The organism is Methylophilus sp. Leaf416 (assembly GCF_001424665.1).
Lineage (GTDB): Bacteria > Pseudomonadota > Gammaproteobacteria > Burkholderiales > Methylophilaceae > Methylophilus.
Map to the genome: position 1 here is coordinate 306,869 of NZ_LMQS01000005.1, position 24,006 is coordinate 330,874.

Annotated in this window: 26 protein-coding genes, 1 tRNA gene and 1 other RNA gene; 16 read left to right on the forward strand and 12 right to left on the reverse strand. The window is 45.1% G+C overall.

Going from position 1 to position 24,006, the window contains the following annotated elements; all coding sequences use genetic code 11:
• Together ASG34_RS13525 and ASG34_RS13530 are read left to right on the forward strand one after the other, a co-directional pair.
• A complete protein-coding gene (locus ASG34_RS13525) occupies nucleotides 1-360 on the forward strand; it encodes a response regulator (protein WP_082504924.1) in 360 nt (119 codons plus the stop codon).
• 107 nt (nucleotides 361-467) lie between these two features.
• The gene (locus ASG34_RS13530) at nucleotides 468-1,544 is read left to right on the forward strand and encodes an HD domain-containing phosphohydrolase (RefSeq protein ID WP_055831387.1); all 1,077 of its coding nucleotides are present in this window, start codon (nucleotides 468-470) and stop codon (nucleotides 1,542-1,544) included.
• 62 nt (nucleotides 1,545-1,606) lie between these two features.
• On the opposite strand, the gene ASG34_RS13535 is transcribed toward ASG34_RS13530, so the two are convergent.
• Nucleotides 1,607-2,008, reverse strand: a complete 402-nt coding sequence (locus ASG34_RS13535) for a hypothetical protein (protein ID WP_055831389.1) — start codon at nucleotides 2,006-2,008, stop codon at nucleotides 1,607-1,609.
• A gap of 231 nt (nucleotides 2,009-2,239) precedes the next feature.
• Here ASG34_RS13535 and ASG34_RS13540 point away from each other — a divergent pair, with 231 nt between their 5' ends.
• From ASG34_RS13540 to ASG34_RS13550, 3 genes are all read left to right on the forward strand, one after another.
• Nucleotides 2,240-2,737 (forward strand): hypothetical protein, encoded by a 498-nt coding sequence (locus tag ASG34_RS13540; RefSeq protein ID WP_156376491.1) that lies wholly within the window; start codon nucleotides 2,240-2,242, stop codon nucleotides 2,735-2,737.
• Complete coding sequence (locus ASG34_RS13545; protein ID WP_055831393.1) at nucleotides 2,734-3,621, forward strand: response regulator; 888 nt, start codon at nucleotides 2,734-2,736, stop codon at nucleotides 3,619-3,621. The genes ASG34_RS13540 and ASG34_RS13545 overlap by 4 nt, the downstream gene beginning before the upstream one ends.
• A gap of 170 nt (nucleotides 3,622-3,791) precedes the next feature.
• Nucleotides 3,792-4,415, forward strand: coding sequence for a hypothetical protein (locus tag ASG34_RS13550; protein ID WP_156376492.1), 624 nt, complete (start codon nucleotides 3,792-3,794; stop codon nucleotides 4,413-4,415).
• A 34-nt stretch (nucleotides 4,416-4,449) separates the two neighbouring features.
• Here ASG34_RS13550 and ASG34_RS13555 read toward each other — a convergent pair whose 3' ends face one another.
• Nucleotides 4,450-5,373 (reverse strand): DNA-binding protein, encoded by a 924-nt coding sequence (locus ASG34_RS13555; RefSeq protein ID WP_055831396.1) that lies wholly within the window; start codon nucleotides 5,371-5,373, stop codon nucleotides 4,450-4,452.
• A gap of 285 nt (nucleotides 5,374-5,658) precedes the next feature.
• Here ASG34_RS13555 and ASG34_RS13560 point away from each other — a divergent pair, with 285 nt between their 5' ends.
• Complete coding sequence (locus tag ASG34_RS13560) at nucleotides 5,659-6,030, forward strand: hypothetical protein (RefSeq protein WP_055831398.1); 372 nt, start codon at nucleotides 5,659-5,661, stop codon at nucleotides 6,028-6,030.
• A gap of 145 nt (nucleotides 6,031-6,175) precedes the next feature.
• Here ASG34_RS13560 and ssrA read toward each other — a convergent pair.
• Nucleotides 6,176-6,541, reverse strand: a transfer-messenger RNA (tmRNA) gene (ssrA, locus tag ASG34_RS13890).
• Between the two features lie 81 nt (nucleotides 6,542-6,622).
• Here ssrA and ASG34_RS13565 point away from each other — a divergent pair.
• A complete protein-coding gene (locus tag ASG34_RS13565) occupies nucleotides 6,623-7,492 on the forward strand; it encodes a prephenate dehydrogenase (RefSeq protein WP_055831400.1) in 870 nt (289 codons plus the stop codon).
• Between the two features lie 22 nt (nucleotides 7,493-7,514).
• Nucleotides 7,515-8,795, forward strand: a complete 1,281-nt coding sequence (gene aroA / locus ASG34_RS13570; RefSeq protein ID WP_055831401.1) for a 3-phosphoshikimate 1-carboxyvinyltransferase — start codon at nucleotides 7,515-7,517, stop codon at nucleotides 8,793-8,795.
• Here the strand turns inward: aroA and ASG34_RS13575 are convergent, their stop codons facing one another.
• A complete protein-coding gene (locus ASG34_RS13575; RefSeq protein ID WP_055831403.1) occupies nucleotides 8,796-9,017 on the reverse strand; it encodes a DUF2061 domain-containing protein in 222 nt (73 codons plus the stop codon). It lies immediately after the preceding gene.
• Between the two features lie 89 nt (nucleotides 9,018-9,106).
• Between ASG34_RS13575 and cmk the strand changes: the two genes are divergently transcribed.
• The 6 genes from cmk (at nucleotide 9,107) to ASG34_RS13605 (ending at nucleotide 14,310) form a co-directional block, all read left to right on the forward strand.
• Nucleotides 9,107-9,784: a (d)CMP kinase gene (cmk, locus tag ASG34_RS13580; protein ID WP_055831405.1), complete on the forward strand. Its 678-nt coding sequence runs from the start codon at nucleotides 9,107-9,109 to the stop codon at nucleotides 9,782-9,784.
• A gap of 179 nt (nucleotides 9,785-9,963) precedes the next feature.
• Entirely contained in the window at nucleotides 9,964-11,460 is a 1,497-nt protein-coding gene (gene rpsA, locus ASG34_RS13585; protein WP_055831492.1) for a 30S ribosomal protein S1, read from the forward strand.
• Between the two features lie 16 nt (nucleotides 11,461-11,476).
• Nucleotides 11,477-11,761: an integration host factor subunit beta gene (locus tag ASG34_RS13590; RefSeq protein ID WP_055831407.1), complete on the forward strand. Its 285-nt coding sequence runs from the start codon at nucleotides 11,477-11,479 to the stop codon at nucleotides 11,759-11,761.
• A gap of 168 nt (nucleotides 11,762-11,929) precedes the next feature.
• Complete coding sequence (lapB, locus tag ASG34_RS13595) at nucleotides 11,930-13,159, forward strand: lipopolysaccharide assembly protein LapB (RefSeq protein ID WP_055831410.1); 1,230 nt, start codon at nucleotides 11,930-11,932, stop codon at nucleotides 13,157-13,159.
• Between the two features lie 29 nt (nucleotides 13,160-13,188).
• The gene (gene pyrF / locus ASG34_RS13600) at nucleotides 13,189-13,884 is read left to right on the forward strand and encodes an orotidine-5'-phosphate decarboxylase (RefSeq protein ID WP_055831411.1); all 696 of its coding nucleotides are present in this window, start codon (nucleotides 13,189-13,191) and stop codon (nucleotides 13,882-13,884) included.
• Nucleotides 13,885-14,004: 120 nt separating this feature from the next.
• On the forward strand, nucleotides 14,005-14,310 hold the full coding sequence (locus ASG34_RS13605) for a ComEA family DNA-binding protein (protein ID WP_369814569.1): 306 nt from the start codon (nucleotides 14,005-14,007) through the stop codon (nucleotides 14,308-14,310).
• 105 nt (nucleotides 14,311-14,415) lie between these two features.
• Here ASG34_RS13605 and ASG34_RS13610 read toward each other — a convergent pair.
• Nucleotides 14,416-14,505, reverse strand: a tRNA-Ser gene (locus ASG34_RS13610).
• Nucleotides 14,506-14,854: 349 nt separating this feature from the next.
• On the opposite strand from ASG34_RS13610, the gene exaC reads away from it, so the two are divergent.
• Together exaC and ASG34_RS13620 are read left to right on the forward strand one after the other, a co-directional pair.
• Complete coding sequence (gene exaC, locus ASG34_RS13615; protein ID WP_055831416.1) at nucleotides 14,855-16,375, forward strand: acetaldehyde dehydrogenase ExaC; 1,521 nt, start codon at nucleotides 14,855-14,857, stop codon at nucleotides 16,373-16,375.
• Nucleotides 16,376-16,474: 99 nt separating this feature from the next.
• Nucleotides 16,475-16,852, forward strand: a complete 378-nt coding sequence (locus ASG34_RS13620; RefSeq protein WP_055831417.1) for a DUF779 domain-containing protein — start codon at nucleotides 16,475-16,477, stop codon at nucleotides 16,850-16,852.
• A gap of 69 nt (nucleotides 16,853-16,921) precedes the next feature.
• Here ASG34_RS13620 and cheZ read toward each other — a convergent pair whose 3' ends face one another.
• The 7 genes from cheZ to ASG34_RS13655 form a co-directional block, all read right to left on the reverse strand.
• Nucleotides 16,922-17,608, reverse strand: a complete 687-nt coding sequence (gene cheZ, locus ASG34_RS13625; protein WP_055831419.1) for a protein phosphatase CheZ — start codon at nucleotides 17,606-17,608, stop codon at nucleotides 16,922-16,924.
• A 2-nt stretch (nucleotides 17,609-17,610) separates the two neighbouring features.
• Entirely contained in the window at nucleotides 17,611-18,009 is a 399-nt protein-coding gene (cheY, locus tag ASG34_RS13630; RefSeq protein ID WP_055831421.1) for a chemotaxis response regulator CheY, read from the reverse strand.
• Between the two features lie 111 nt (nucleotides 18,010-18,120).
• Entirely contained in the window at nucleotides 18,121-19,194 is a 1,074-nt protein-coding gene (locus ASG34_RS13635) for a protein-glutamate methylesterase/protein-glutamine glutaminase (protein ID WP_055831423.1), read from the reverse strand.
• 27 nt (nucleotides 19,195-19,221) lie between these two features.
• Complete coding sequence (gene cheD / locus ASG34_RS13640) at nucleotides 19,222-19,830, reverse strand: chemoreceptor glutamine deamidase CheD (protein ID WP_055831425.1); 609 nt, start codon at nucleotides 19,828-19,830, stop codon at nucleotides 19,222-19,224.
• Between the two features lie 2 nt (nucleotides 19,831-19,832).
• A complete protein-coding gene (locus ASG34_RS13645; protein WP_055831426.1) occupies nucleotides 19,833-20,723 on the reverse strand; it encodes a CheR family methyltransferase in 891 nt (296 codons plus the stop codon).
• Between the two features lie 42 nt (nucleotides 20,724-20,765).
• A complete protein-coding gene (gene fae / locus ASG34_RS13650) occupies nucleotides 20,766-21,473 on the reverse strand; it encodes a formaldehyde-activating enzyme (RefSeq protein WP_055831428.1) in 708 nt (235 codons plus the stop codon).
• 57 nt (nucleotides 21,474-21,530) lie between these two features.
• Nucleotides 21,531-23,642: a methyl-accepting chemotaxis protein gene (locus tag ASG34_RS13655; RefSeq protein ID WP_055831430.1), complete on the reverse strand. Its 2,112-nt coding sequence runs from the start codon at nucleotides 23,640-23,642 to the stop codon at nucleotides 21,531-21,533.
• Nucleotides 23,643-24,006: the final 364 nt, after the last annotated feature.

A 24,006-nucleotide genomic window follows, 5' to 3' on the forward strand; every position in this document is an offset into this window, starting at 1 on the left:
ATGGCAAAAATCCTGATTGTTGAAGATAACCCAACCAATATGAAACTCGCACAACTGCTGTTAGAAACCTCCGGGCACGAAGTACTGCAAGCGGTAAACGCCGTTGATGGCTTGGATATTGCGCGCAAGCAGTTACCGGAAGTTATCCTGATGGATATTCAGTTGCCAGGCATGGATGGCCTCACTGCAGCGCGTTTACTAAAGGAAGATAGTAAAACCAGCAAGATTAAAATTATTGCGCTGACTGCATTTGCCATGAAAGGCGATGAAGAAAAAATGCGTCACGCAGGCTGTGATGGGTATATTGCCAAACCGATCCGTTATAAAGAATTTCTGGAAACAGTCGATGCGGTACTTTAAAAAAACTCCAGCAAAGTTTAAAGCTAATCCAGCCATTTTTCAGGCGTGCTTAAGCTACCTTATGGCAAATTCCTACATTGAAATTAGCTTGCGGGGAGATAAATAACATGGATATGAAAGTCACGCGCAAGACCATTCTCATAGCAGATGATGAGGAAAAAAACCGCACATACCTTGATGCCATATTGACCTCTGAGGGCTATGCCACCTTGCATGCACATGACGGGAAAATGGCATTCGAGCTCATCAAAGAGCATCAGCCGGATCTGATTCTATTGGATGCAATGATGCCGGTGCTGAATGGGTTTGAGTTAGCCGAGAAGTTGAAAAGTAATGAAGCAACAAAAGTGATCCCTATCATCATGATCACAGCGCTGGTTGACCGAAACTCCAGAATGCGCGCTTTACAATGTGGGGTAGAGGAGTTTGTGACCAAACCGGTAGACCGTGCCGAGCTGTGGATTCGGGTTAGAAACCTGTTACGTCTGAAGGAATACAACGACTTTTTAACTAATTACAGCCGTACACTTGAGGTACAAGTTGAAGAGCGTACAGAACAACTGTTAACCAGTTATTTTGATTCCATGTTCAGCATACTGCGGGCGGCAGAATTCCGTGATAAAGAAACTGGCGATCACATCCACCGTATTGCTTTTTTCTGTAAAGAGCTGGCCGCAAATATTGGCATGGGTTCCGAATTTTGTGACACCATTTACCATGCCAGCCCTCTGCATGATGTTGGCAAAATTGGGATCCCCGATCGTATTTTGCTTAAACCTGGCCCACATACGCCTGATGAATGGGAAATCATGAAAACCCATGCAGCATTAGGGTACAGTATTCTTGGCAACGGAAACAGTACATCACCGTTTACCATGATGGGCGCTGAAATTGCCCTTAACCATCATGAGCGCTGGAATGGGACTGGTTACCCAAATGGGATAAAAGGTGAAGCTATTCCTTTAGCTGCACGGATCATGGTGATTAGTGATGTATATGATGCATTACGCAGCAAGCGCCCTTACAAGCCTGCGTATACACATGAGCATGCATTACAAATCATGCTAAAAGGTGACGGTCGTACACGTCCAGAACATTTTGACCCAATGTTACTCAACGCATTCGAAAAGCTCGCTGAGCGCTTCAGGGAAATATTCGAAGAGCACGAGGATTTGCCTGAATAGTTTCTTTGCTGCTATCGAATTTTAAATGTGTTTATCCAAGATAAATTCGAATAGGGTGCTGATTAGTATTTACGGTTTTTCCTGGTTTGCATCACCAAGGTCGTTGCGCGTTCGCTATTAATAAAAACCTCGCAGCTTAATTCCGCCGTTTCTAAACCGGTAGGTCTCGAATTGCAGCTGCTCGAAACACGTTTATCCTGGTAACTTATCCCTGGTAATTCGCCAAAACCATAGCGATCCAATTTACCTTGAACATGCAACACATTATCAAAGTAAATGTATACGGTGCTCGTCACACTTCTACCAAGAATTCCGCTTTTCAACTCCTGATCAACCTTGCCGGTTATTTGTACCGGTTTAGTCAAGGCGTTGGAACGATCCAATTGGTGTGCAGTGATATGACTATGCTGCGCAGTACAGCTGACAATGAATACAGAAGCAACACAAAGATAAATGTTTTTCATCCTTGGTACCTTTTAACAGAGGAGTTTAGATAATAACTTAAATCCAACAGCAGTAATATGGCTCCAAGTACTATTTAACATAATATACATTATGCGAATAATAATATTTAAATATCAACGCAAAGAGCATTGATAATAATACAAATAATTAATGGGGTTTTCCTGCACTCATTCAACATTTATTATCGCATTAACCCTGTAGCATCTTAACTCTACATTGGGAGATACCAAATGCAGTTGTTATCGACAACAGACATGGTGAAAAGAATTTCTGAGTCATGGTCATTTGTGAGCGGCACCTCTTTCGCATTTAAGGAGAGCGATCACCGTTCGACGATTGATGATCATGAAAGCCTGATGGCAGTGATTTTGCCTATGTATATTGATAGCTTGCCACAGCGTGAATCAATCGCAATTGGTTTGATATTGGATGACGCAGAAGCAGTCAAGGTGGCCTCGCATATGTTTGGCCTTACCCCTGAAACGCTATCAGCGGCAGATATACAGGATGCAAAAAAAGAGACCTGTAACATCCTCGGCGGTAACCTCGTTGTGGGTGAAAATAGCAAATTAGGACTCCCCAGAGAAATTCCGCTGGCTGAGTTTCTTGAGTTGCAAAAAAATGCGACATTCAGCATGCTGTTTGTCAGCGATAAACCGAATGAGGACCTGGTTAATCTGGTGATCTTCAACGTAAATAATGAATCTTCCGGGGAATTTTTATCATGAGTACAGTGGCGAAATTTTTGATTGTCGATGACAGTCGAGCTATTCAAAGTATTATTAAAAGAGTCATTGAATCTTGTAATTATCCAAACCTGGAAATTCGAAGTGCGAGCGACGCAGAAGCTGCAATGGAAATTCTGGAAAAATATACACCGGATTTAATCATCACTGACTGGCATATGCCTAAAATCAGTGGCCTGGAATTTTGTCAGCATGTATGCCAAACCTATAACAATCGTATTCCAATCGGCTTTATTACGACCGAATCCAACATGGATAAAATCGAATCGGCTTATAAAAGCGGTGCTAAATTTGTGATTAACAAACCATTCCAAGATGCTGATTTAAAAACATATTTAACGAAATTTGTACCCTTTTCTTCTAATGAACAATCATCGGGTAAAGCCAGTGAAGAGCTTGCAAACGTAATGACTGTGCTCTCCAGCATGTTTAAAGGACAAGCATTCACACTGGAGCCCTGCCCTGAATTAAAGCTTGCAGATTACAGCGAGAATAATTTAATTGGCTTGTTTGGAGAAAATGGAAAAACGCCGCCAGTGAATGCCCTTGCTATTATGGAAATGAGTGCAGTAGGCATATTGTGGGCACTGAATAATGACCAGCCTGCCATGGTGCAATCGTTTATCAAAAATGGTACTGCTTCAAATGATCAACTGGACGAGGCACGTAAATTTATGGATGAGTTTGGTGCAGGCATGTCACTTAGCAATAAAAATGGCCCACTTAAACTTGCACGCTCCAGCATCGTCAGCAGACAGTTTCCACGCCTGGAAATGTCGTTAAAAACCAATGAAGGCCGTGCTGACTATAAATTAAATGTACCTGGTATCGGTGCAGGTTATATCACTTACATCAAATTGATTTAGGTATCAAATTGATCTAGGAGTATTTTATGGCTTATACCTTTAATGAAATTTTTGGCAGCGTTGCACTGTTAATAAGTTGCGGCGCAGCTGTTTTGCTCGTTAAGTTGCTATTAAGCAATACCGTGCAACAAGAAAAATTTTTCAATTCACTGGGAAGGTGTAATGCCGAATTGCAAAATTCATCAAAGAATCTTGAAACGCTGTGCGCGATACTGGATAGACGTTTCTCCAATATGGAAGAGAATTCCAAACAGCCAGATCCATTATTAATCAATACCTTGCAGAGATTTGATAAAGTATCAAAAGAAATACATGAACGCTTGGATGAAATGTTTATCACTAGCTCCTTAAGTAGTAATGATAAACAGGCCAGTGATATGCCCAGTGAAGCTGTGGTCAATGAAATAAGCAAATTGCAAAGCAGCATGGCAGAAATCGCCAACCAGCTACGCAAAAGTAACTATCTCTCCATGGATGAAAACGCTGAGCTTGCTGCCATGCGTAAACGGATTGAGAGCTATCAATCCATGGTCATGAAGGCGCGTTCAGAAGCTAAAGACTCGGAAACCATTATGTCTGAACTCAGGTTAGAGATAAAACAGCTACAAACTGCCAAAAAAACCAATCCGACGGCCGAAACCAGTGCTGAAAATCAGCGTTTGCAAGAGCAATTGGAAGACGCAGAGCGCGAGAAAAAAGCGCTAGAAGACAAAATCAAAGCACTCGACAATGAAATGCAACGCAACAATATTGAAAAGAAATTTATCGAAGACCGGTTTATCGAACTTTCATGATTGTTTTCCTCAGGCCACCGAAGGTGGCCTGGTTTTATTTGATCAAAGGCTTTTTTTTCTCAATCTGTTTTAGCTTGTTTGAAGCTACCAACTGCTGTCGTTGTGATTCTTTTAACTGCCCTTTTATCATGCCAACATTTTCACGCAACTCATTCACCAGTTTCTGATTTTTGGCGGCCTGGCTTTTGGTGACTGCATGCTCTTTCAGGAGTGCCTTCTTTAATTCGCTGATTTCAGATTCCAGCTTATAGGCCCGCTGGCGTTCTCGATCAACTTCTATAAATGACCTTGCTTCCAGCTTTCTGAATTTGTCTTCTGATAATTTCAAGGCTGCATGCAGCTTATTAAATTCTGCTGAAAATTCATTATTGACGCTTTTTAGCGAGCCCTCCAACGCAGATTTTTCATTTTGCAACGTTTTTACAGCTTCTTTCTGAGTGGCCGACACCTGATGGTCAATCAGGAATCTTTTTTCACTTTCCTGCAACTGCTTTCTGAGCATGGTTAATTCTGAATGCTGTTCAGCGCTCAGGCTCTCCATTTTTTTAAGCTGGGCTTTCAGGTTTTCCAACTCAAGCTTGTTGTTGCTTTCCAGGTTATAAATAACAGAATGTTTTTCCTTCACGTTCTGCTTGGCGACTTCAAGCGCGGATTTCCATAAAGTACTCAGCGCTTCGCCAGCAAATTCACGCAAAGTATCTGGCAACCCCGAATACTCAACATCCACCCTGTTTTTAAGCCTGAGTTCGTTCCAAAAATTATTCACCGTTTGAACCGGCGTTGACATCGTCCCTTTGCGCACAAGCTGATACAGCTTATTGGCAGTGGGTTGAATCCCATAGCGAAAGAACATCAAGCGACATACTTCACGGTATAAATCTTTTACTTGTGGAAACTGGCTGCGAAGCACTTCAACATCCTGGACAAGCTTGGCTTCATTGATATGTACAGAGGTCATATTTCAAATAATCAAATTGCTTAACTTGTTTTGTGACAAAAATATGTACTAAATAGTTTGCGAAAAATTTGGCTCGGCTAATTTCATGTTTACAAAATGCATCAACGGATATGTTATTGGTGTCATTTTATTAGTGCAGCAACCTATTGATTTAAATTGATATTTTTCATAATTCAGACACATTCCCATTGTTTGCATAACAAAAGTAGGGAATCGTTTTTAACATTTTTTATCGTAATGTTAATATTTTGGTTGCAGATTTATCTGCACTTTTGGAGGGAGTTAATGAAAAACAAAATCAAAATTAAAAAATTACACACGAAATGTTTATTAAACTGGAGTCTGAAAGTTGGTGATCAACTGGGTACATTAAACAAACATAAAGCAATCAAGTTAGCTAACGTAAAACCGGCTGTTTTTCACCGCTGGGTATCAGGTAAAGTAGCAGCACCAAGCTGTACACTCAACCGCATAAAACATCATGCATTTGCTACTTTGCGAATCAGGCATCGAAAAAAACTAAACCAGTGTTTGGCAGTTGGCTTGGATGAAGAAATAATTAAAGCGCAGTTCTTATGGAAAAATATGATCTTCGATCAACTAAGCATGCCAGCAAAGCGCAGATTCTTTACCGGTTTGAAAAAGGTCCATCGTTAATATTAGTTAGTTTGAAAGCCACTCGCCTTGAGTGGCTTTTTTATTAACAATCAGAGGAAAATACCAATTATCTGAAATCAATATTAAATTACAGACACAAAAAAGCCAGCATTAAAATGCTGGCTCTTAATTTACTACTTTAAATTGGTGGAGCTGGGGGGAATCGAACCCCCGTCCGCAAGCCCTCCACAGACAGTTCTACATACTTAGCTGTGTTGTTTATGTTTAACCGTACACTCACCAACGAGCAAGCAAGAGTAAAGCGAGTTGCCTTGGATTTAATACGTGATTAAGCAACCCAACCACGCACGATCCTCTCTAAATGACGCTGCTGCCGGTTACCCGGCCCGACCGAGAGGCTCTTCGGGGCAGCGTTCAGCCGGGATTAAGCGGCTAAAGCGTAAGTTTCGTCGTTTGCGACTATACTTTTTCAGATGGATTTACGAGGGAACCTGAATCCTCGGTATGCCCTGCACTGCTTTGCAACCCACGTCGAAACCTGGTCAGCCCCAATGCAAGCTAGCAAGTATACGCCTGAAACCCAGTCTAGCCAAACTTCAGACGCAGTTGTATGACATGATACAATTCCCGAATGTTCAAGAAAATCGTGATATTCGGCGTAGGATTGATAGGCGGTTCAGTCGCGCTGGCGCTGAAAAAATTACCTAACCCGCCACACATCACCGGCGTTGGCCGTTCAAATCAAAGCTTGCAAGAAGCTCTAAGCCTGGGATTAATAGACAGCGCGGAAACAGATATTGCAATTGCGCTGGAAAATGCAGACTTGATACTCATTGCTACACCGGTCGCACAAACGCCAGCCATTTTAAAATCCATTCTTCCGCACCTTGCAGCACAGACGGTGATTACCGATGCAGGTAGCACGAAATCTGATGTCATGGCTTATGCCGAAGCCGAGCTCGGTGAGCAGTTTAAGCAGTTTGTCGGCGGGCACCCGATTGCCGGCGCTGAAAAGAGCGGTCCAGCTGCTGCGATGGCAGATTTGTATATAGGCAAAAATGTAATTCTGACGCCAGGCTTGGTCACTGACCCGGAAGCGGTATTAAAAGTGACAGAGTTATGGAAAGTGTGTGGTGCTTTGGTATCCAATATGCGCCCGGAGGAACATGACAGTGTATTCGCAGCGGTCAGCCATTTGCCGCACTTGTTGGCATTCGCGCTGGTGGAAGATTTAGCCAAGCGTGACAATGCTGAACTGCTGTTTAAGTTTGCCGCCAGTGGTTTTCGCGACTTCACGCGGATTGCCGGTAGCCACCCTGAAATGTGGCGTGACATTGCGCTAGCCAATAAACAGGCCTTATTGCAAGAACTCAACACATACCAACAGGCGATAGGCGAGATGACTGCGCTACTCGAAAATAATGACCATAAAGGGTTATTTGCGCTGTTTGAACATGCCAGCCATGCGCGTAATGCCTGGGCAAAATCCAAAATCCAATAAAAGACTTAAAAGATTCATAGATATGGAACAACTGCACTTACCTTCATATACCAAAGCGCTTGGGTCAATTACTTTGCCCGGCTCTAAAAGCATTTCCAATCGCACCTTGTTATTGGCGGCACTTGCTGAGGGCGTGACAGTAATTCGTGATCTTCTGGATTCAGACGACACTGCAAGAATGCTGGAGGCACTGCAATCGCTTGGGGTAAAACTGGAAAATATTGAGGAAAATACATGGAGAGTGACTGGCTGCGGGGGAGCGTTTCCCAATAAAGAAGCCGATTTGTTTTTAGGTAATGCGGGTACTGCGTTTCGTCCACTAACAGCGGCGTTGGCCTTTTCAAATGGTCATTATCATCTGCATGGTGTTCAGCGTATGCATGAGCGCCCGATTGGTGACTTGATCAATGCATTACGACAAGCTGGTGCAGAAGTTAGTTACGAGAGCAATGAGGGCTACCCTCCCCTGCAAATTTCGCCTGCTACGCTGGATGTCAGCCAGCCAATTCAAATACGCGGCGATGTGTCCAGCCAATTTTTAACCGCCTTGTTGATGGCATTACCGCTGACAGGTCAGGCCGCCACCATTGAAGTGGTTGGTGAGTTAATCTCAAAACCTTATATTGAGATCACATTGAATTTAATGCAGAGGTTTGGCATTCAGGTACAAAGAGAGGGCTGGCAGAGCTTTCATATTTCAGCATCAACACGCTATCAATCGCCAGGTGAGATTTACGTTGAAGGCGACGCTTCCAGCGCTTCCTACTTTATTGCCGCCGGTATTCTGGCCGGCGATGTCACTGTACTAGGTGTAGGCAAAGGCAGTATCCAGGGCGATATCCTGTTTGCTGAAGCTGCAAAGTTAATGGGTGGCCGGGTTAGCTATGCGGAAAATCATGTGCGCGCTGAAAAAACCGGTGACCTGAAAGGCATAGACCTGGATTGCAACCATATTCCTGATGCCGCGATGACGCTGGCAATCATGGCCATGTTTGCCAAAGGCACTACCACTTTACGGAACATAGCCAGTTGGCGCGTAAAGGAAACCGACCGTATTGCCGCGATGGCGACTGAGTTGCGCAAAGTTGGCGCAAGCGTGATTGAAGGGGCCGATTTTATTCAGATCACGCCACCGGAAAAGTTAATAGAAGATGCAGTGATCGACACGTATGACGACCACCGCATGGCTATGTGCTTTTCATTGATCAGTCTGGCGGGTGTGCCAATCACGATTAATGACCCCAAATGTGTTGCTAAAACCTTTCCTGAGTATTTCAGGGTATTCAGTAGCATTGCCCAATAATCAGGCGGCGTAAGCCCATTCATGCTCGTCTCGCTGATTAACCGGCGCATGCGCATGTTGATGATGGTTCCAGGCACGCTCATGGAAATAAAACACAACCGTATTAATGGCTGGTTCAATGAGAGCCATCAGCCCGCCAATCAGAATGCTGCCGGTAAGCAGATAAGCAATGCTGAACGCAACGCTGAAATGCAGTATCGCGAAAGAAAATGTTTTAATCATGCTGTGCTCCTTTGTTGTTAAGCACATCATATAAAAGCCGAGTTGTTTTATCCAATTCATTGTTTTTAAGCATTTGATAAGAAAAATTTATGACTGAACAAACTATATGGCCGGTAATAGCCATTGATGGCCCTTCCGCTTCAGGGAAAGGTAGCGTTGCTGAACTTGTTGCCAAAGCGTTTGGCTTTCATTACCTGGATTCCGGGGCGCTTTACCGTTTACTGGCCTATGCAGCGCATACACAATCGGTGGCCTGGTCTAATGAATCCGCGCTGGCGGATATCGCCGGTAAGATGGATATCAGGTTCGAGAGTGGTGAAATATATCTCAATGGGGAAAATGTAAGTGCCTATATCCGCACTGAACAAATGGGCAAAGGGGCATCTGAAGTTGCAGTCCACCCGCAAGTGCGTACTGCTTTATTGCAGACACAAAGAAACTTCAGGAAATCCCCGGGGCTAGTTGGAGATGGGCGCGATATAGGCTCAGTCATTTTTCCGGACGCCATCTTAAAAGTTTTCCTCACTGCAGGTGTGGAAACACGTGCCCAGCGGCGTTACCACCAGCTTATCAACCGAGGGGATCGTGCAGATTACGACACGATTCTGGATGATTTAAAACAACGTGACCTGCGTGATACACAGCGATCTTCTGCCCCGTTAATACAATTGCCGGATGCGATGCTGGTTGATACTACGAAAATGAATATCGCCCAAGCCGTCGATTTGATAATTGAAGCCTATAAAAAGACCACCAAAATCACATAAAAAAAGCTTTAAGTCATTGAACTGAATAATTTTTTTGTGTATAGTCCCAGATTCGCGTTACATCTGGCGCCAGCTGGATGTGACAAATATTAACTTCATCCATTGCCTGCTTATCTTGAGTAGCAATGGCTCGTACAACGGCATGTGCTGTTTTACGTGTAAATTTGGACAATTTTTTAATGGCTTCTATTTCTAATTCAACCTCTTCTAACGAATCTTTTGCAGCCCTCTTCGAAGAAAGCCTGGCCCGCCAGGAAATGCGCGCAGGTGAAGTGATCACCGCCGAAGTAGTGTCTGTAGACAATGATTTCGTGATTGTTAACGCTGGTCTTAAATCCGAGAGCGTGATTAATGCCAGTGAGTTCAAAAATGCCCAAGGTGAACTGGAAGTTGCAGTAGGCGACTTCGTTAAAGTGGCGATCGAAAAGCTCGAAGACGGTTTTGGTTCTACACAACTGTCTCGCGAAAAAGCGAAGAAAATGCAAGCATGGCTGGATCTGGAAGAAGCCATGAACGAAGGCCGTGTCGTTAAAGGCTTTGTGAGCAGCCGTGTTAAAGGCGGTTTGCGTGTGTCTGTCAGCGGTATTATGGCATTCCTGCCAGGTTCACTGGTAGACATCCGCCCGGTTAAAGATACTACTCCTTACGAAAATAAAGAGTGGGACTTCAAAGTTATCAAGCTTGACCGCAAGCGTAACAACATCGTGGTTTCTCGCCGCGCAGTGATGGAAGACACCTTGGGTGCCGACCGTGAAGCGTTGCTGGGCAGCCTGACCGAAGGTGCTGTGATTAAAGGTATCGTTAAAAACATCACTGACTACGGCGCGTTCGTGGATCTGGGTGGTATCGATGGCCTGTTGCATATCACTGACCTGGCATGGCGCCGTGTTAAGCACCCATCTGAAGTGCTGACTGTGGGTGAAGAAGTTGAAGCGAAGATCCTGAAATTCGACCAAGAGAAAAACCGTGTTTCTCTGGGCATCAAACAATTGGGCGACGACCCATGGGTGGCATTGAGCCGCCGTTACCCGGTAGGTACACGCCTGTTCGGTAAAGTGTCTAACCTGACAGACTACGGTGCATTCGTTGAAGTAGAGCCAGGTATTGAAGGTTTGGTACACGTTTCAGAAATGGACTGGACCAACAAGAACATCCATCCGGGCAAGATCGCTCAATTGGGCGACGAAGTTGAAGTCATGATCCTGGAAATTGACGAAGACCGTCGTCGTTTGTCACTGGGCATGAAACAGTGCAAACCAAACCCATGGGATGATTTCGCTGCAACGCACGCTAAAGGCGACAAAGTATCCGGCCAGATCAAGTCTATCACTGACTTTGGCGTATTTATCGGTCTGCCAGGCGGTATCGATGGCTTGGTTCACTTGTCTGACCTGTCATGGACACAGTCTGGTGAAGAGGCTATCCGTAACTTCAAAAAAGGCGACGAGTTGCAAGCGGTTATTCTGGCAATTGACGTTGAGAAAGAGCGTATCTCTCTTGGCGTGAAACAATTGACAGAAGATCCAAGCGGTAACAGCGCGCCTATCGGTGAAGACAAAGGTGGCAAACAAAAAGCCAAAAAAGCTAAAGCTGATGATGTCATTATGGATGAAGCTTCAGCAGGTACCACTAATCTGGGTGCTTTGTTGAAAGCTAAATTGGACAGCAAAAAATAATAAAGGCTTTTAGGTCATGACTAGATCTGAACTTATTGATTTACTTGCCCAGCGTTTTCCGCAATTAGTGTTGAAAGATGCCGAGTTATCTGTCAAAACCATCCTGGATGCGATGACAGAAAACTTGGCAACTGGCGAGCGTATAGAAATCCGCGGTTTTGGTAGTTTCAGTTTGAATTACCGCCCGCCCCGTTTGGGACGCAATCCTAAAACTGGCACTAAAGTACAGGTGCCAGCCAAGTATGTGCCTCACTTCAAGGCTGGTAAAGAACTGCGCGATCGTGTAGACGCAATGGTGTAAATCAGCCTTTAATTATAAAAACGGCATCTTATTGAGATGCCGTTTTTTTTGCTGCTACGGTTGCTGATCATATAATCCTGGCAACGTGTCTTCAAGCCACTAGTATATTCATGGCACCACTACTGGCGCTTAAGGTAAAATAGGCGCTACCTAAAAAAGAGACCTTGTATGCTGGTTGAATTTGAATATTGGTGGCTACTCATTTTGCCACTGTTTTTCACACTGGGCTGGATTGCAGCCAGGGTGGATATCAAGCAATTGATTGCAGAATCGACTTCCCTGCCCGCTACCTACTTTAAAGGTCTAAATCTGCTGATTGCCGACCAGTATCATAAGGCAGTCGATGCGTTCAGCGAGGCCCTTTACCTGAATAAAGATTCGCTAGAATTACATTTTGTACTGGGTAGTTTGTTCCGCCGCACAGGTGAAACTGACCGCGCCATTCATTTACATATGAATTTGCTGGAAAATTACGAGCTCACTGATCAACAATCTACTTCGATCAAAGTTGAGTTGGCGCAAGATTACTTTAAGGCAGGATTGTATGACCGCGCAGAAGAACTGTTCCAGACTTTGCGTCACACGCGTTATGAACAGGCCGCCCAACGCCACTTGTTGGAAATTTATGTCAAAGAGCGCGAATGGTCACAAGCCATCGCCATTGCGACTGAGTTAGAAGGCTCTTCTGGTATTTCTTACCGTAAAGAAATCGCACAGTACTCCTGTGAACTGGCGGTCAACGCCATTATCCAGCAGAACTGGCAAGAAGCTAAATACCACCTTGAGCAGGCACTCGATGCCAACAAAAACTGTGTACGCGCCAACGTGTTGCTAGGCGATATGGCGGCGCAGCAAGAAGACCATGCGGCTGCGATTGCATTCTGGAAAAGAATTGAGATGCAGGATCCTGAATATTTGGGCCTGGTCGCGCAGAAGATGTTGAAAAGCTATGCGGCATTACCATACAGTCATGCCGCGGCGGAGCAGCATGGCATCAAAGGCTTAAAAGAAGGCTTAACCCAATTAAACCTATATCTTGAAACCTACCAGTTGAGCAGCATTATGTCGGTGTTGTATGAAGCCACCTTGCAAGCCGAAGGTGCTGAAACCGCCGCAAAACTGGCGCGTAATGAACTAATCCGTAAACCCAGCCTGAAATCACTAGACCAGTTGCTGCAAGCGCGCGCTATCCTGGATGATGAACAGCATGACTTACAGTTAATGCAGCAAACCGTCCGTAATGCGATTGGCGACCGCGCAGCTTATTATTGTGACCAGTGCGGCTTCCGCGCCAAGCAGTATCATTGGCAGTGCCCGGCATGCAATGCATGGGAATCCCTCCCCGCTGAGCCAACAGAAGCTACAATCCGTGATATCAAATTGCTAAAACGCAAGTAAGTGTTTCCCATACCAAATAGTAATCAAATATGACTGATAGCAAAATTATTGTTGCCCTCGATTATGCTGATGCAGAATCTGCAAAGGCATTGGTCAATCGTCTGGACCCTGCCCTGTGCAAATTGAAAGTAGGCAAAGAGCTGTTTACCGCAGCCGGGCCATCGTTTGTAGAATCGCTAGTAAAGCAAGGCTACGGTGTTTTTCTTGATTTGAAATTCCACGATATTCCTAACACGGTGGCAAAAGCATGCCAGGCAGCTGCAAACTTAGGTGTATGGATGCTGAATGTGCATGCAAGCGGCGGCTTGCCTATGATGCAGGCAGCACAAGAAGGGCTTGATAAAGCCTACGGCGCGAAAGCACCGTTGCTGATTGCTGTCACTGTGCTCACCAGCATGGATGAGTCAACTTTGCATACATTGGGTATACAACGTTCTTTAAGTGATCATGTATTAGCACTGGCGAAACTAACCCAGCAAGCAGGTTTATACGGTGTAGTCTGCTCTGCACAAGAGTCAGCCATGCTCAAGCAAGCATTAGGTAGCGATTTCTGCCTGGTGACTCCGGGTATACGCCCTGCTGATGCTAGCCGGGATGATCAAACCAGGATTGTTACCCCTAAAGACGCCCTTTCTTTAGGATCCCACTATCTCGTCATTGGCCGCCCGATTACCCAAGCTGCCGACCCAGTTGTTGCATTAAACACAATTATTAAAAATATTTAACATTTATTAAATAATTTAAATTTACACACCCTCTCTGTAGCGTTCTTGGCGCTAGAATCGAAGCAGGCTGATTTTTTAGCCTGTTTTTTATTTTATTGATCAGGAGAATATATGAGATACATGTTTTTAGTTTGTCTGATGTCGTTACTGTTATCACCATTGGCCCATGCAGCCGTCGATATTAATACAGCCAGTCAGGCCGAGTTGGAAAGCCTGAATGGCATAGGCCCAGCTAAAGCCCAGGCGATCATTGAATATCGTAAAAAGAATGGTGGCTTTAAAACAGTCGAAGAACTGGATCAGGTACCTGGCATCGGACAGGCGACATTCGCAGGCCTTAAAAAAGATATCAGCGTTGGCGGTAAAAAAGCCACGCCTGCGGAATCCACAAAAGCCGATAAATCAATAGAGAAAAAGAAACCCTGACAGTGATTGATATTGTCGTTATTGACCGTGCACTTATATTTATTAAAAGCAAAATAGGTGCATCGAATATAAAAACAAAAAACACCCATTCGGGTGTTTTTTTATTGGCGGAGAGAGAGGGATTCGAACCCTCGATAGAGTTGCCCCTATGCCACCTTTCCAGGGTGGTGACTTAAACCGCTCATCCATCTCTCCGAAAGAAGGCGCGATTATAGCCCATTCCCTATAACGCGCCAAATTATTTATACCGCAATCATCAACATGAAAAAAAAGTGATATTGAAGACTACTTCTATACGTAAAAGAGATTGAACTTTTCAGCATTAAACGAAGTAACTCAGTTATCTTATAAATCATTTAAAACACGGCAAAAAAGCTTGATTTTGTGGTTTTTAAGGTTTAATGTTTATCCCGTTAATCATCCAAAAAAGCCTTATTTTAAGCGGCTCAGATGATGATTGATCAGGTAATTGAGCTATCGCTCAATATGGCGGTTTGGAGAGCAGTTCTGCTATAACATCTATATAAAAAGTACAGGAGTGAATATGAGTTTGGATCTATTGAAAGCCATGGGTGTAAAAGTCCCTTACAAGGCAAAATACGACAATTTTATCGGTGGTAAATGGGTTGCCCCTGTTAAAGGTGAATATTTTGATGTAATTTCCCCGATTACTGGCAAGCCTTACACGCAAGCCGCTCGCTCCAGTGCTGAAGATGTTGAGCTAGCGTTGGATGCTGCACATGCTGCTTCAGATAAATGGGCAAAAACCCCCGCAGCAGAGCGCTCTAATTTACTGCTGAAAATCGCAGACCGTATCGAACAAAATCTTGAGCTGATTGCTACTGCTGAAACGGTCGATAATGGTAAACCGATCCGCGAGACCTTGAATGCGGATATTCCTTTGGCTGCAGATCATTTCAGATATTTTGCTGGTGCTCTGCGTGCGCAGGAAGGCAGCCTGAGTGAATTGGACGAAAACACTGTGGCTTACCACTTTCACGAACCTTTAGGTGTGGTTGGCCAGATTATCCCGTGGAACTTCCCGATTTTAATGGCCGCCTGGAAACTTGCGCCAGCCGTTGCAGCCGGTAACTGTGTGGTGATGAAACCGGCAGAATTCACCCCTATCAGTATCCTGATATTGATGGAAATCATTGGTGATCTGATCCCGCCAGGCGTGATGAATATTGTGAACGGTTACGGCCGCGAAGTGGGCGCCCCGCTCTCTAACAGCAAACGTATTAATAAGATTGCTTTTACCGGTTCTACCGCAACGGGCCGCTTTATTGCCCAGGCTGCAGCCAATAACCTGATTCCGGCAACCTTGGAATTAGGCGGAAAATCGCCTAACATCTTCTTTGAAGACATTATGTCTGCAGACGATGACTTTCTCGATAAAGCCGTCGAAGGCCTGGTGCTGTTTGCATTCAACCAGGGCGAAGTCTGTACCTGCCCATCACGTGCCTTGATACAGGAATCCATTTACGACAAATTCATGGAGCGCGTATTACCACGTGTTGCTGCGATTAAACAAGGTAACCCACTAGATCCAAACACCATGATCGGTGCTCAAGCGTCACAAGACCAGATCAACAAGATTCTTTCTTATATGGATATCGGTAACCAGGAAGGTGCGCAACTGTTGTGCGGTGGTGAACGCAATGTACTGGGTGGTGATCTGGCTGAAGGTTATTATGTCAAACCAACCCTGTTCAAAGGCCACAACAAAATGCGTATTTTCCAGGAAGAAATTTTTGGACCAGTATTGGCTGTGACTACTTTTAAAGACGAAGCCGAAGCCTTGAGCATTGCCAATGACACTATCTTTGGCCTGGGTTCGGGCGTGTGGTCACGTGATGGCAGCCGTGCTTATCGCATGGGCCGTGGTATTAAAGCTGGTCGTGTGTGGACCAACTGTTACCACGCCTACCCTGCGCATGCGGCTTTTGGTGGCTATAAAGAATCTGGTATTGGCCGTGAAACGCACAAGATGATGCTCGATCACTACCAGCAAACTAAAAACCTGTTGGTAAGCTACAGCCCTAAAAAACTTGGTTTCTTCTAACCCTGATTCCCATGCTTAAGGAACATCAGTAACAATAAAGGGGCGAATTTTTCGCCCCTTTATTGTCTATACTTTTAAGCGACTCATTAAGGAAAAATAATGGCTGAACGACTTTCTGCAACGCCCTCAGCAATCAGTTTGATAGAAAAGCTCACTGAACAACATGGACCAATAGTGTTTTTACAATCTGGTGGTTGCTGCGAAGGCAGTGGCCCGATGTGCATGCCGGCTGCTGAATTCAGGCCCAGCCCTTCTGATGTAAAGCTTGGGGTGCTGGCAGGAGCTATTTTTTACATGGGTGACAGCCATTTCAGCTTTATGACCAACACACATACTATTCTGGATGCAGTTCCTGGCTCCAGCGGTTCATTTTCACTGGATGGCGGTAGTGGTTTTGCCTTTATAACTCGCGGACGCGTGTATACCGATGAAGAATTAGCGACACTGCCTGCAGAAGAACGTGTTGGCTATGCATAAGCAAAAAAGGGCCGATTGGCCCTTTTAATATTCAAATCTAGCAGCTTAGAACCTGTTTAAAAACCTGCTTTAAAAGCCTAGGCTATCCAGCAAATCATCTACCTGTTCCTGGTTAGAAACTACATCGACCTTATTGTGTGGATCAATTTGCGGACCGTTTAGCAATGAGTCTGAAGATTCTTCTTTTTTAGCACCTGGTGAAAAATCTACCAGCACCTGTACCAGCTGCCCTTCCAGTTCTTGCACCAGGGTCGTGATTTTTTTGATTACTTGACCTGTCAAATCCTGGAAATCCTGCGCCATCATGATATCCATCAGCAGTGATTTGGTCGCTGTCGTATTTTTATCTGCCAGAGACAGATAATCCAGGGTTTCATGCACGACTAAATCGTATTCTGATTTAAGGGCGGACTTGGCCATCACCGCTTTCCACCGTTCCTGCAATGCATGAGCACGATCAGCCATTTCAGATTGCAATGGCGTAGCCTGATCGGTTGCATTTAGTACACGTTCAGCAGCCTGTTCCGTCATTCTGGCAACATAGTTTAACCGGTCACGCGCATCCGGGATTTCCTGTGCCACTTGTTCTAATACCTTGTCATAACCTAATGCACTCAAGCTGTCATGAAGCGTGCGTGTCATATGGCCAATCCGGCTGATCATTTCTTCTTGTTGATTACCGTTCAGGTTTTGCATCATGGCAGAAGCCATTTCTACCACGATGTTTTCATGTTTCGGATTGACAGCTTCGGTCATGATTAAGCCTCGCCTTTTTCCAATTTCTCAAAAATCTTCGATAATTTTTCTTCCAGCGTGGCGGCCGTAAAAGGCTTGACTACGTATCCGTTGGCTTTAGCTTGTGCGGCGGCAATGATGTTTTCTTTTTTAGCTTCTGCAGTCACCATCAATACCGGCAATTTGGATAACTTGGCATCTGCACGAATATTCTGCAGCATGGTCAGCCCATCCATATTTGGCATATTCCAGTCAGATACGACAAATTCGAAATCACCGCTACGCAGCTTGCTTAATGCATCAGCACCATCTTCGGCCTCTTCAACATTGTTGTAACCCAGCTCTTTAAGCAGGTTACGCACAATTCTGCGCATGGTAGAAAAATCATCAACCACCAGAAATTTAGTATTCGGATTGCCCATTTATTACTCCGCTATCTTTAGTGACATATTTATATCTAGCATTATCACTCCATATCGTTTAAATGCTAGCGGCAATAAAGCCCTGATTTGCCTGTTTATTCTTTGAAGCCTTCATACACGCAAGGCGCGTTCACTATTTGTTGCCAGATAATGCAATACCATTTTTGGCAGGTCTTTCAAATGCGCAACTTCATGCACGCCACCATGTGCAACCGCTTCACGCGGCATGCCATAGACGACACAGCTTTCTTCATTTTGTGCAAAGTTGTAAGCCCCGGACTCTTTCATACGCAACATACCCACTGCGCCGTCTTTGCCCATACCGGTCATAATAATGCCAATCGCATTCTTACCGGCATGCACTGCTGCGGAATCAAACAATACATCCACAGAGGGCTTGTGTCTATTCACGGGCTCACTGTCAGACAAGCGGGTGACATAGTTGGCACCGCTTCTAGCCAGCAGCAAGTGTTGATCACCTGGCGCAATATAGGCATGGCCCGGCAAGATCCGCTCACCATCCACCGCTTCTTTGACTGATATTTTACATAGGCTGTCTAAACGGGCAGCGAACGATTTAGTGAACCCTGCGGGCATATGCTGCGTGATTAAGACGCCGGGACAATCTGAAGGCATTTGCATTAAAAACGATTTAATGGCTTCGGTACCCCCGGTAGATGCACCGATAATCAATAATTTCTCACTACTGATCAACGGGTTACGGATGGCATTTTGTACCTGGCCACCAGCCACTGATGCTTTCGCTATACTTTGCAAAGTGCTGACTTTGGCTTTGGCCGCAGTACGGATCTTATCGGTAATTTCATCGGCATATTGCTGCATGCCCTGGGTGATACCCATTTTTGGCTTGGTGACGAAATCTGTAGCGCCCAGTTCCAACGCGCGCAGGGTGATTTCAGAGCCCTTTTCAGTCAACGTCGATACCATCAATACCGGCATAGGCCGCAAACGCATGAGTTTTTCGAGAAAATCCAGTCCGTCCATTCTCGGCATTTCTACATCCAGCGTCAGGACATCCGGATTCAATTGCTTGATCATTTCACGCGCAACCAGCGGATCCGGCGCAGCCCCTACCACTTCAAGGTCCTTGGTATCGTTAATAAGTTCAGTCAGCAAGCTGCGTATCAGTGCTGAATCATCAATAACTAACACTTTCGTTTTCATGGGATTTCCTTTTTATAATTATTATTATCAAAACAAATCGATATCGCCGCCCACATCGTTGGTTTTCAGCTTGCTTGAGTAAGCTTGCTCGCGTTTGACCAATGTGTAATTGTTCAGCTGTTTCAGTTTTTTAACCAGTACTTTGCCGGTCTTCGGGAAATAGTAGACTTTACGCGGATAGATATCCAGCAGGTCTTCACCTGTCACTTTAATACCTTCATCCTTGAGGTATTGTTTAACAAATGCGGCGTTGCGGTCACCTACGTTATTGGTGGTGAAACTGCGCAGCACATTACCGCCGCCAAATATTTTAGCTTCCAGGTTCTCGCGTCTGGCGCCATTTCTCAGCAACTGGTTAATCAGCACTTCCATGGCATAGGTGCCATAACGCATAGACTCTGACACCGGGCTATCGCGATCAGCGCTGCCGCTCTCCGGCAACATAAAGTGATTCATGCCGCCAATACCAGACTTGGTATCACGGATACAGGCAGACACACATGAACCTAACACGGTGACAATCAGCATGTCTTTATCGGTGTAATAATACTCTCCGGGAGAGATTTTGGCCGCATCGCAGTTAAACGTTCTGTCAAAGTACAGGGTGTTTGCAATATCTTCTTGTATAACACTCATGACTATTTCCGATTCATTAATAGGCTGGAACGTGCCGCGCCATTAGTTTTTAGTTTGTAAACGGTTTTGCCGAGCAATTGCAATTGCTGCGAAACATAGAGAAAGTTCTCTGAATGCCCCGCCAGTAACAAGCTGTCTTCGCCCATCAGGGTGATAAACTTTTCAATAATCTTGCCTTGGGTAGGCTTGTCAAAATAAATCATGACATTGCGGCAGAAAATCACATCAAAACCATCATTGAATGGCCATTGATGGTCCAGCAAATTTAGCTGGTTGAAACTAATGAGCTCGCGCACCGCTTTTTTCACTCTGACCAATCCATCCTGTTTGCCAGTCCCCTTTTCAAAGAACTTGCGTACTCTGGATTCGTCCATTTTCTTGATGCGATCAATCGGGTAAACACCCGCCATCGCAGTAGTTAATACATTGGTATCGATATCAGTCGCGATAATCTCAACCGGGGGTTTGAGCGTATTAAATGCTTCACAGGCTGTGATAGCAATTGAATAAGGCTCTTCGCCGGTGGAAGCCGCCGAACACCAGATACGAATGGTTTTTCGTTTTTGTGAAGCCGTCTTGACCAAATGGTCAGACAGGATGGGAAAGTGATGCTCTTCCCTGAAAAATGAAGTCAGGTTGGTGGTCAAAGCATTGGTAAATGCCTGCCACTCATCTGAATGATTGTTTTGCTCAAGCTTATCGAGATAGAGCTTGAAACTTTGCATATCGAGCGCACGTAAGCGCCGCCCAATACGGCTATACACCATGTCCGTCTTTGCATCGGACAATGAAATGCCTGCATGGCGATAAATCAGACTTTTAATTCTGACGAAATCATCGCGCGTAAACAAAAACTCGCGATCTTCTTGTTCTTGTTTTTTTAAGGCAGTCACTTCGTTATCCTATGCAAATCCGTCAGGTTCCATCAGCTTGAATTAAGCCTTGGTCGTGTTGATGCGATCTTTCATCTGGTTGATAGCCAGTTCGATCTGTTTCTCTTCACGGGCTTTGCTTTCAGCGCTTGTGCGTGCATATTTGCTACGCTCTTGCATTTGAGAGATTGCCAAAGCAGCCGCTGTATCATCAGAACGGCGGTTTTTTGCTTCTGGTGTTTGCGCTGCGAATGGGTGTAATGCTTCTTTGTACTGTTTAACAACATCAGCAGCTTTAGGCTCACGTGCTACAGCGGCTTTGATTGCAATTTTAGTTGCGCGATAGTTCCAGTCCTGGATACGGTCATCCATGTCGGCCTTGCTGTCGATAAATACACCTACACAAATAAATACATCATCTGCCTCTTCCAATGGGATGGTGCCATCAGCAACACAATCCATCACAGCCATGGCCACGCCACGTTGTGCTGGGCCAAACATCTGAGTAGCCTGGCGACCATCTTTAATGGTGACCTTGTTAAACATTACAGTGTTTGGTTTTACCATCATGTTTGGCGCTGCAATCGCCAATAAACCGTTTACTCCTTGTTTTTGATCGGTGAGCGTACGACAAAATGCGTCTTCTGCAGCGCTACCGCGTGGGCCCATAATTAAGTCAATATGTGCCACGTTTTTCAAATCCAGGCCACCCTCTGGGCGATCTTCGATGACCAAACCTTCGCCAATCAATACTCGATCAATCACTGCCATTTTTATACTCCTGTTAATTATTAAAAGTACTACTTATAAAAGGGCTTACAGCCTGCCCTATCCGTTACTGACTTTGCGGAAATCTCCCGCCCAGCCTGCATTTTCATGACGCGAACCTTTTGCGTTGCCTTCTACGATAAATACGCTAACCGCTGTTGCCAGCTCATTGGCGTGATCCATCAGTGATTCGGCAGCCGCAGCAGCCTCTTCAACCAAGGCGGTATTCTGTTGTGTTACATCATCCATACGGATCACGGCATCATTCACCAGGGCAATGCCCGCACTTTGCTCGTTAGAAGCAGAGGCAATCTCGCCGATAATGACGCTGACACGTTTAACCGAGCCTACAATTTCATGCATGGTTTTACCGGCTTCTTCTACCTGGCGGCTACCTTCTGCAGTCTTGTTGACCGAGTCATTAATCAATTCTTTAATTTCGCGTGCAGCGACTGAGGAGCGCTGGGCAAGATTACCCACTTCTGCCGCTACCACTGCAAATCCACGGCCTTGTTCGCCAGCACGCGCCGCTTCAACAGCCGCATTCAATGCCAGGATATTCGTTTGGAAAGCAATGCTGTCGATGACAGAAATAATGTCTTCAATCTTGTGGGCACTTTCATTGATGTCGCTCATGGTGTGAACTACTGCATTCACAGCATCGCCACCTTTGATCGCCACTTCGGACGCCTGCGCAGCCAGTTCATTCGCCTGTTTAGCGTTTTCAGCATTCTGTTTCACGGTTGAAGACAGTTCATCCATGCTGGAGGCTGTTTTTTCAAGATTAGCTGCCTGGTCTTCAGTACGACGGCTTAAGTCGGCGTTGCCCTGAGCAATCTCTTTCGCTGCAATATTGATGGATTCAGCGGCGGTTTTTACCGTCAATACCGGCTCAACAATCATATCCAGCGTATTGTTCATACCTTCGACAATTTTGCGGTAGTCGCCTGGATGACGGGCGGCTTCGGCACGTACAGTGACGCGTCCTTCTTTGGCCGCTTCAGCCAGCATTTCAGCATCCTGGTTCAATGCTTTCAGATTGCTACGTACTTTCTCAATAATCAGATTGATTTCAGATTTCTGGCCTGGGAACTGCTCTAATGGCGCATCGAAATTACCATCACCAAAGGCTTTCACACAGGCCATGGCTTTTTGGTTTAACTCAATATGACCAGCAACAATTTTATTAATAGAATCGGCTAATACCGAGAACTGGCCTTTAAACATATCCGCACGTAGCGTCATGTCAATATTGCCTTTTTCATGCTCGGTGTTGACCCAGTTGACGGAATCTACAATACCTTTGAGATTGCCACGGATACGATCAACACTCTTGTTCATCGCTGCTTTTTTACCTGGCATAGGCTCAAGCTGCGCTGTTAAATCTCCGCGTCCGATGCTATCCATCACGGCGATGAATTTTTCGGTTTCGCCCACATAGGCAGACACCATATTGTTGATGCCCTGTGCGACTACTTTAAAGTCGCCATCAAACTTAACGAGTTCAAGTGCAGTATCGGATTCGCCTTCTGCATGCGCAGAGGCCATTTTTTGCATTTCTGTAATCAAGGTTTTGACGTTGGTTTTTAAACTGTCAAAATGATGATTCAGTTGGGAGAGGTCACCAGGCAAGCTATCGAGATGTGTATCGAAATTGCCCTGGCTCAGCGCCAGCATAGAGTGACTGGTTTTTTCCAGCAGCTCGGCAGGCAGCGCTAATATCTGGTTGATTGCTTGCGCAATATTACGATATTCGCCATTAAATTGTGCAAGATCAATTGTTTTCTTCAAATTGCCATTCGCCTGCTCGGCAGAGACCAACGCAATTTGCTGAGCCAGGCTATTTAAAGAACCTTTAGCCTGATGCAATGCATTCAGTACACTCTCGCCACCAGAGCCAGCAGGGTCATCTGTGCTGCTGAAATCTCCATCAGCAATTTCTTGTGCGGTGGCTAATACTTTGGCGGCTTCACCACCAAGATTACGTTTGACACTCAACACCAACAGCGTGCCCAACGCCATATTGCCCACAATCAAACCTGTCACCAGGCCACTATGTGATACGCTGACAACAGCCCCCACACCTGACACAGCCAGCAATAAGCCTAATTGAGACGACAATTTCAAACGACCAAATTTGCCTGTTAATGCACCCAATTTCTCTGACAACATGTTGTCACTCCTTATTTTTGATTTCCAAAATCCCTGTAAATGGATGGTTTGTACTATTTATCGGTTTATGGTGGTCATTATTAAGGAACTTGCCTGGATTTAAATGATGCTAAAAAAGGGGAAACTCCATTCTATTTTGGTAATTGCAAAGCTAAAGAAAACAAGAAATGTGACGTAGGTGATGCGACATTGCTATCGCAATAACGAAAGCGTCAACATCTAAAATACACCCTTTGACATGTCTTTACAAACAAAAAAAGCCGACCTTAATTTAGGTCGGCTTTTTGTGATTCCGTTACTGGCTAAAACTCTTCCCAGTCACTATCGTCAGTACCAGTCCGTTTGGAGGCGCTGGACTTCATCG

Coding starts and splice junctions, on each gene's coding strand:
- rpsA (WP_055831492.1), top strand. CDS start 9,964: ATGGCTTCTATTTCTAATTCAACCTCTTCTAACGAATCTTTTGCAGCC.
- ASG34_RS13545 (WP_055831393.1), top strand. CDS start 2,734: ATGAGTACAGTGGCGAAATTTTTGATTGTCGATGACAGTCGAGCTATT.
- ASG34_RS13555 (WP_055831396.1), bottom strand. CDS start 5,373: ATGACCTCTGTACATATCAATGAAGCCAAGCTTGTCCAGGATGTTGAA.
- exaC (WP_055831416.1), top strand. CDS start 14,855: ATGAGTTTGGATCTATTGAAAGCCATGGGTGTAAAAGTCCCTTACAAG.
- fae (WP_055831428.1), bottom strand. CDS start 21,473: ATGGCAGTGATTGATCGAGTATTGATTGGCGAAGGTTTGGTCATCGAA.
- ASG34_RS13655 (WP_055831430.1), bottom strand. CDS start 23,642: ATGTTGTCAGAGAAATTGGGTGCATTAACAGGCAAATTTGGTCGTTTG.
- pyrF (WP_055831411.1), top strand. CDS start 13,189: ATGACTGATAGCAAAATTATTGTTGCCCTCGATTATGCTGATGCAGAA.
- cmk (WP_055831405.1), top strand. CDS start 9,107: ATGACTGAACAAACTATATGGCCGGTAATAGCCATTGATGGCCCTTCC.
- ASG34_RS13590 (WP_055831407.1), top strand. CDS start 11,477: ATGACTAGATCTGAACTTATTGATTTACTTGCCCAGCGTTTTCCGCAA.
- ASG34_RS13605 (WP_369814569.1), top strand. CDS start 14,005: ATGTTTTTAGTTTGTCTGATGTCGTTACTGTTATCACCATTGGCCCAT.
- ASG34_RS13635 (WP_055831423.1), bottom strand. CDS start 19,194: ATGAAAACGAAAGTGTTAGTTATTGATGATTCAGCACTGATACGCAGC.
- ASG34_RS13565 (WP_055831400.1), top strand. CDS start 6,623: ATGTTCAAGAAAATCGTGATATTCGGCGTAGGATTGATAGGCGGTTCA.
- ASG34_RS13560 (WP_055831398.1), top strand. CDS start 5,659: ATGAAAAACAAAATCAAAATTAAAAAATTACACACGAAATGTTTATTA.
- ASG34_RS13535 (WP_055831389.1), bottom strand. CDS start 2,008: ATGAAAAACATTTATCTTTGTGTTGCTTCTGTATTCATTGTCAGCTGT.
- ASG34_RS13525 (WP_082504924.1), top strand. CDS start 1: ATGGCAAAAATCCTGATTGTTGAAGATAACCCAACCAATATGAAACTC.
- ASG34_RS13540 (WP_156376491.1), top strand. CDS start 2,240: ATGCAGTTGTTATCGACAACAGACATGGTGAAAAGAATTTCTGAGTCA.
- ASG34_RS13620 (WP_055831417.1), top strand. CDS start 16,475: ATGGCTGAACGACTTTCTGCAACGCCCTCAGCAATCAGTTTGATAGAA.
- ASG34_RS13575 (WP_055831403.1), bottom strand. CDS start 9,017: ATGATTAAAACATTTTCTTTCGCGATACTGCATTTCAGCGTTGCGTTC.
- lapB (WP_055831410.1), top strand. CDS start 11,930: ATGCTGGTTGAATTTGAATATTGGTGGCTACTCATTTTGCCACTGTTT.
- aroA (WP_055831401.1), top strand. CDS start 7,515: ATGGAACAACTGCACTTACCTTCATATACCAAAGCGCTTGGGTCAATT.
- cheZ (WP_055831419.1), bottom strand. CDS start 17,608: ATGACCGAAGCTGTCAATCCGAAACATGAAAACATCGTGGTAGAAATG.
- cheY (WP_055831421.1), bottom strand. CDS start 18,009: ATGGGCAATCCGAATACTAAATTTCTGGTGGTTGATGATTTTTCTACC.
- ASG34_RS13530 (WP_055831387.1), top strand. CDS start 468: ATGGATATGAAAGTCACGCGCAAGACCATTCTCATAGCAGATGATGAG.
- cheD (WP_055831425.1), bottom strand. CDS start 19,830: ATGAGTGTTATACAAGAAGATATTGCAAACACCCTGTACTTTGACAGA.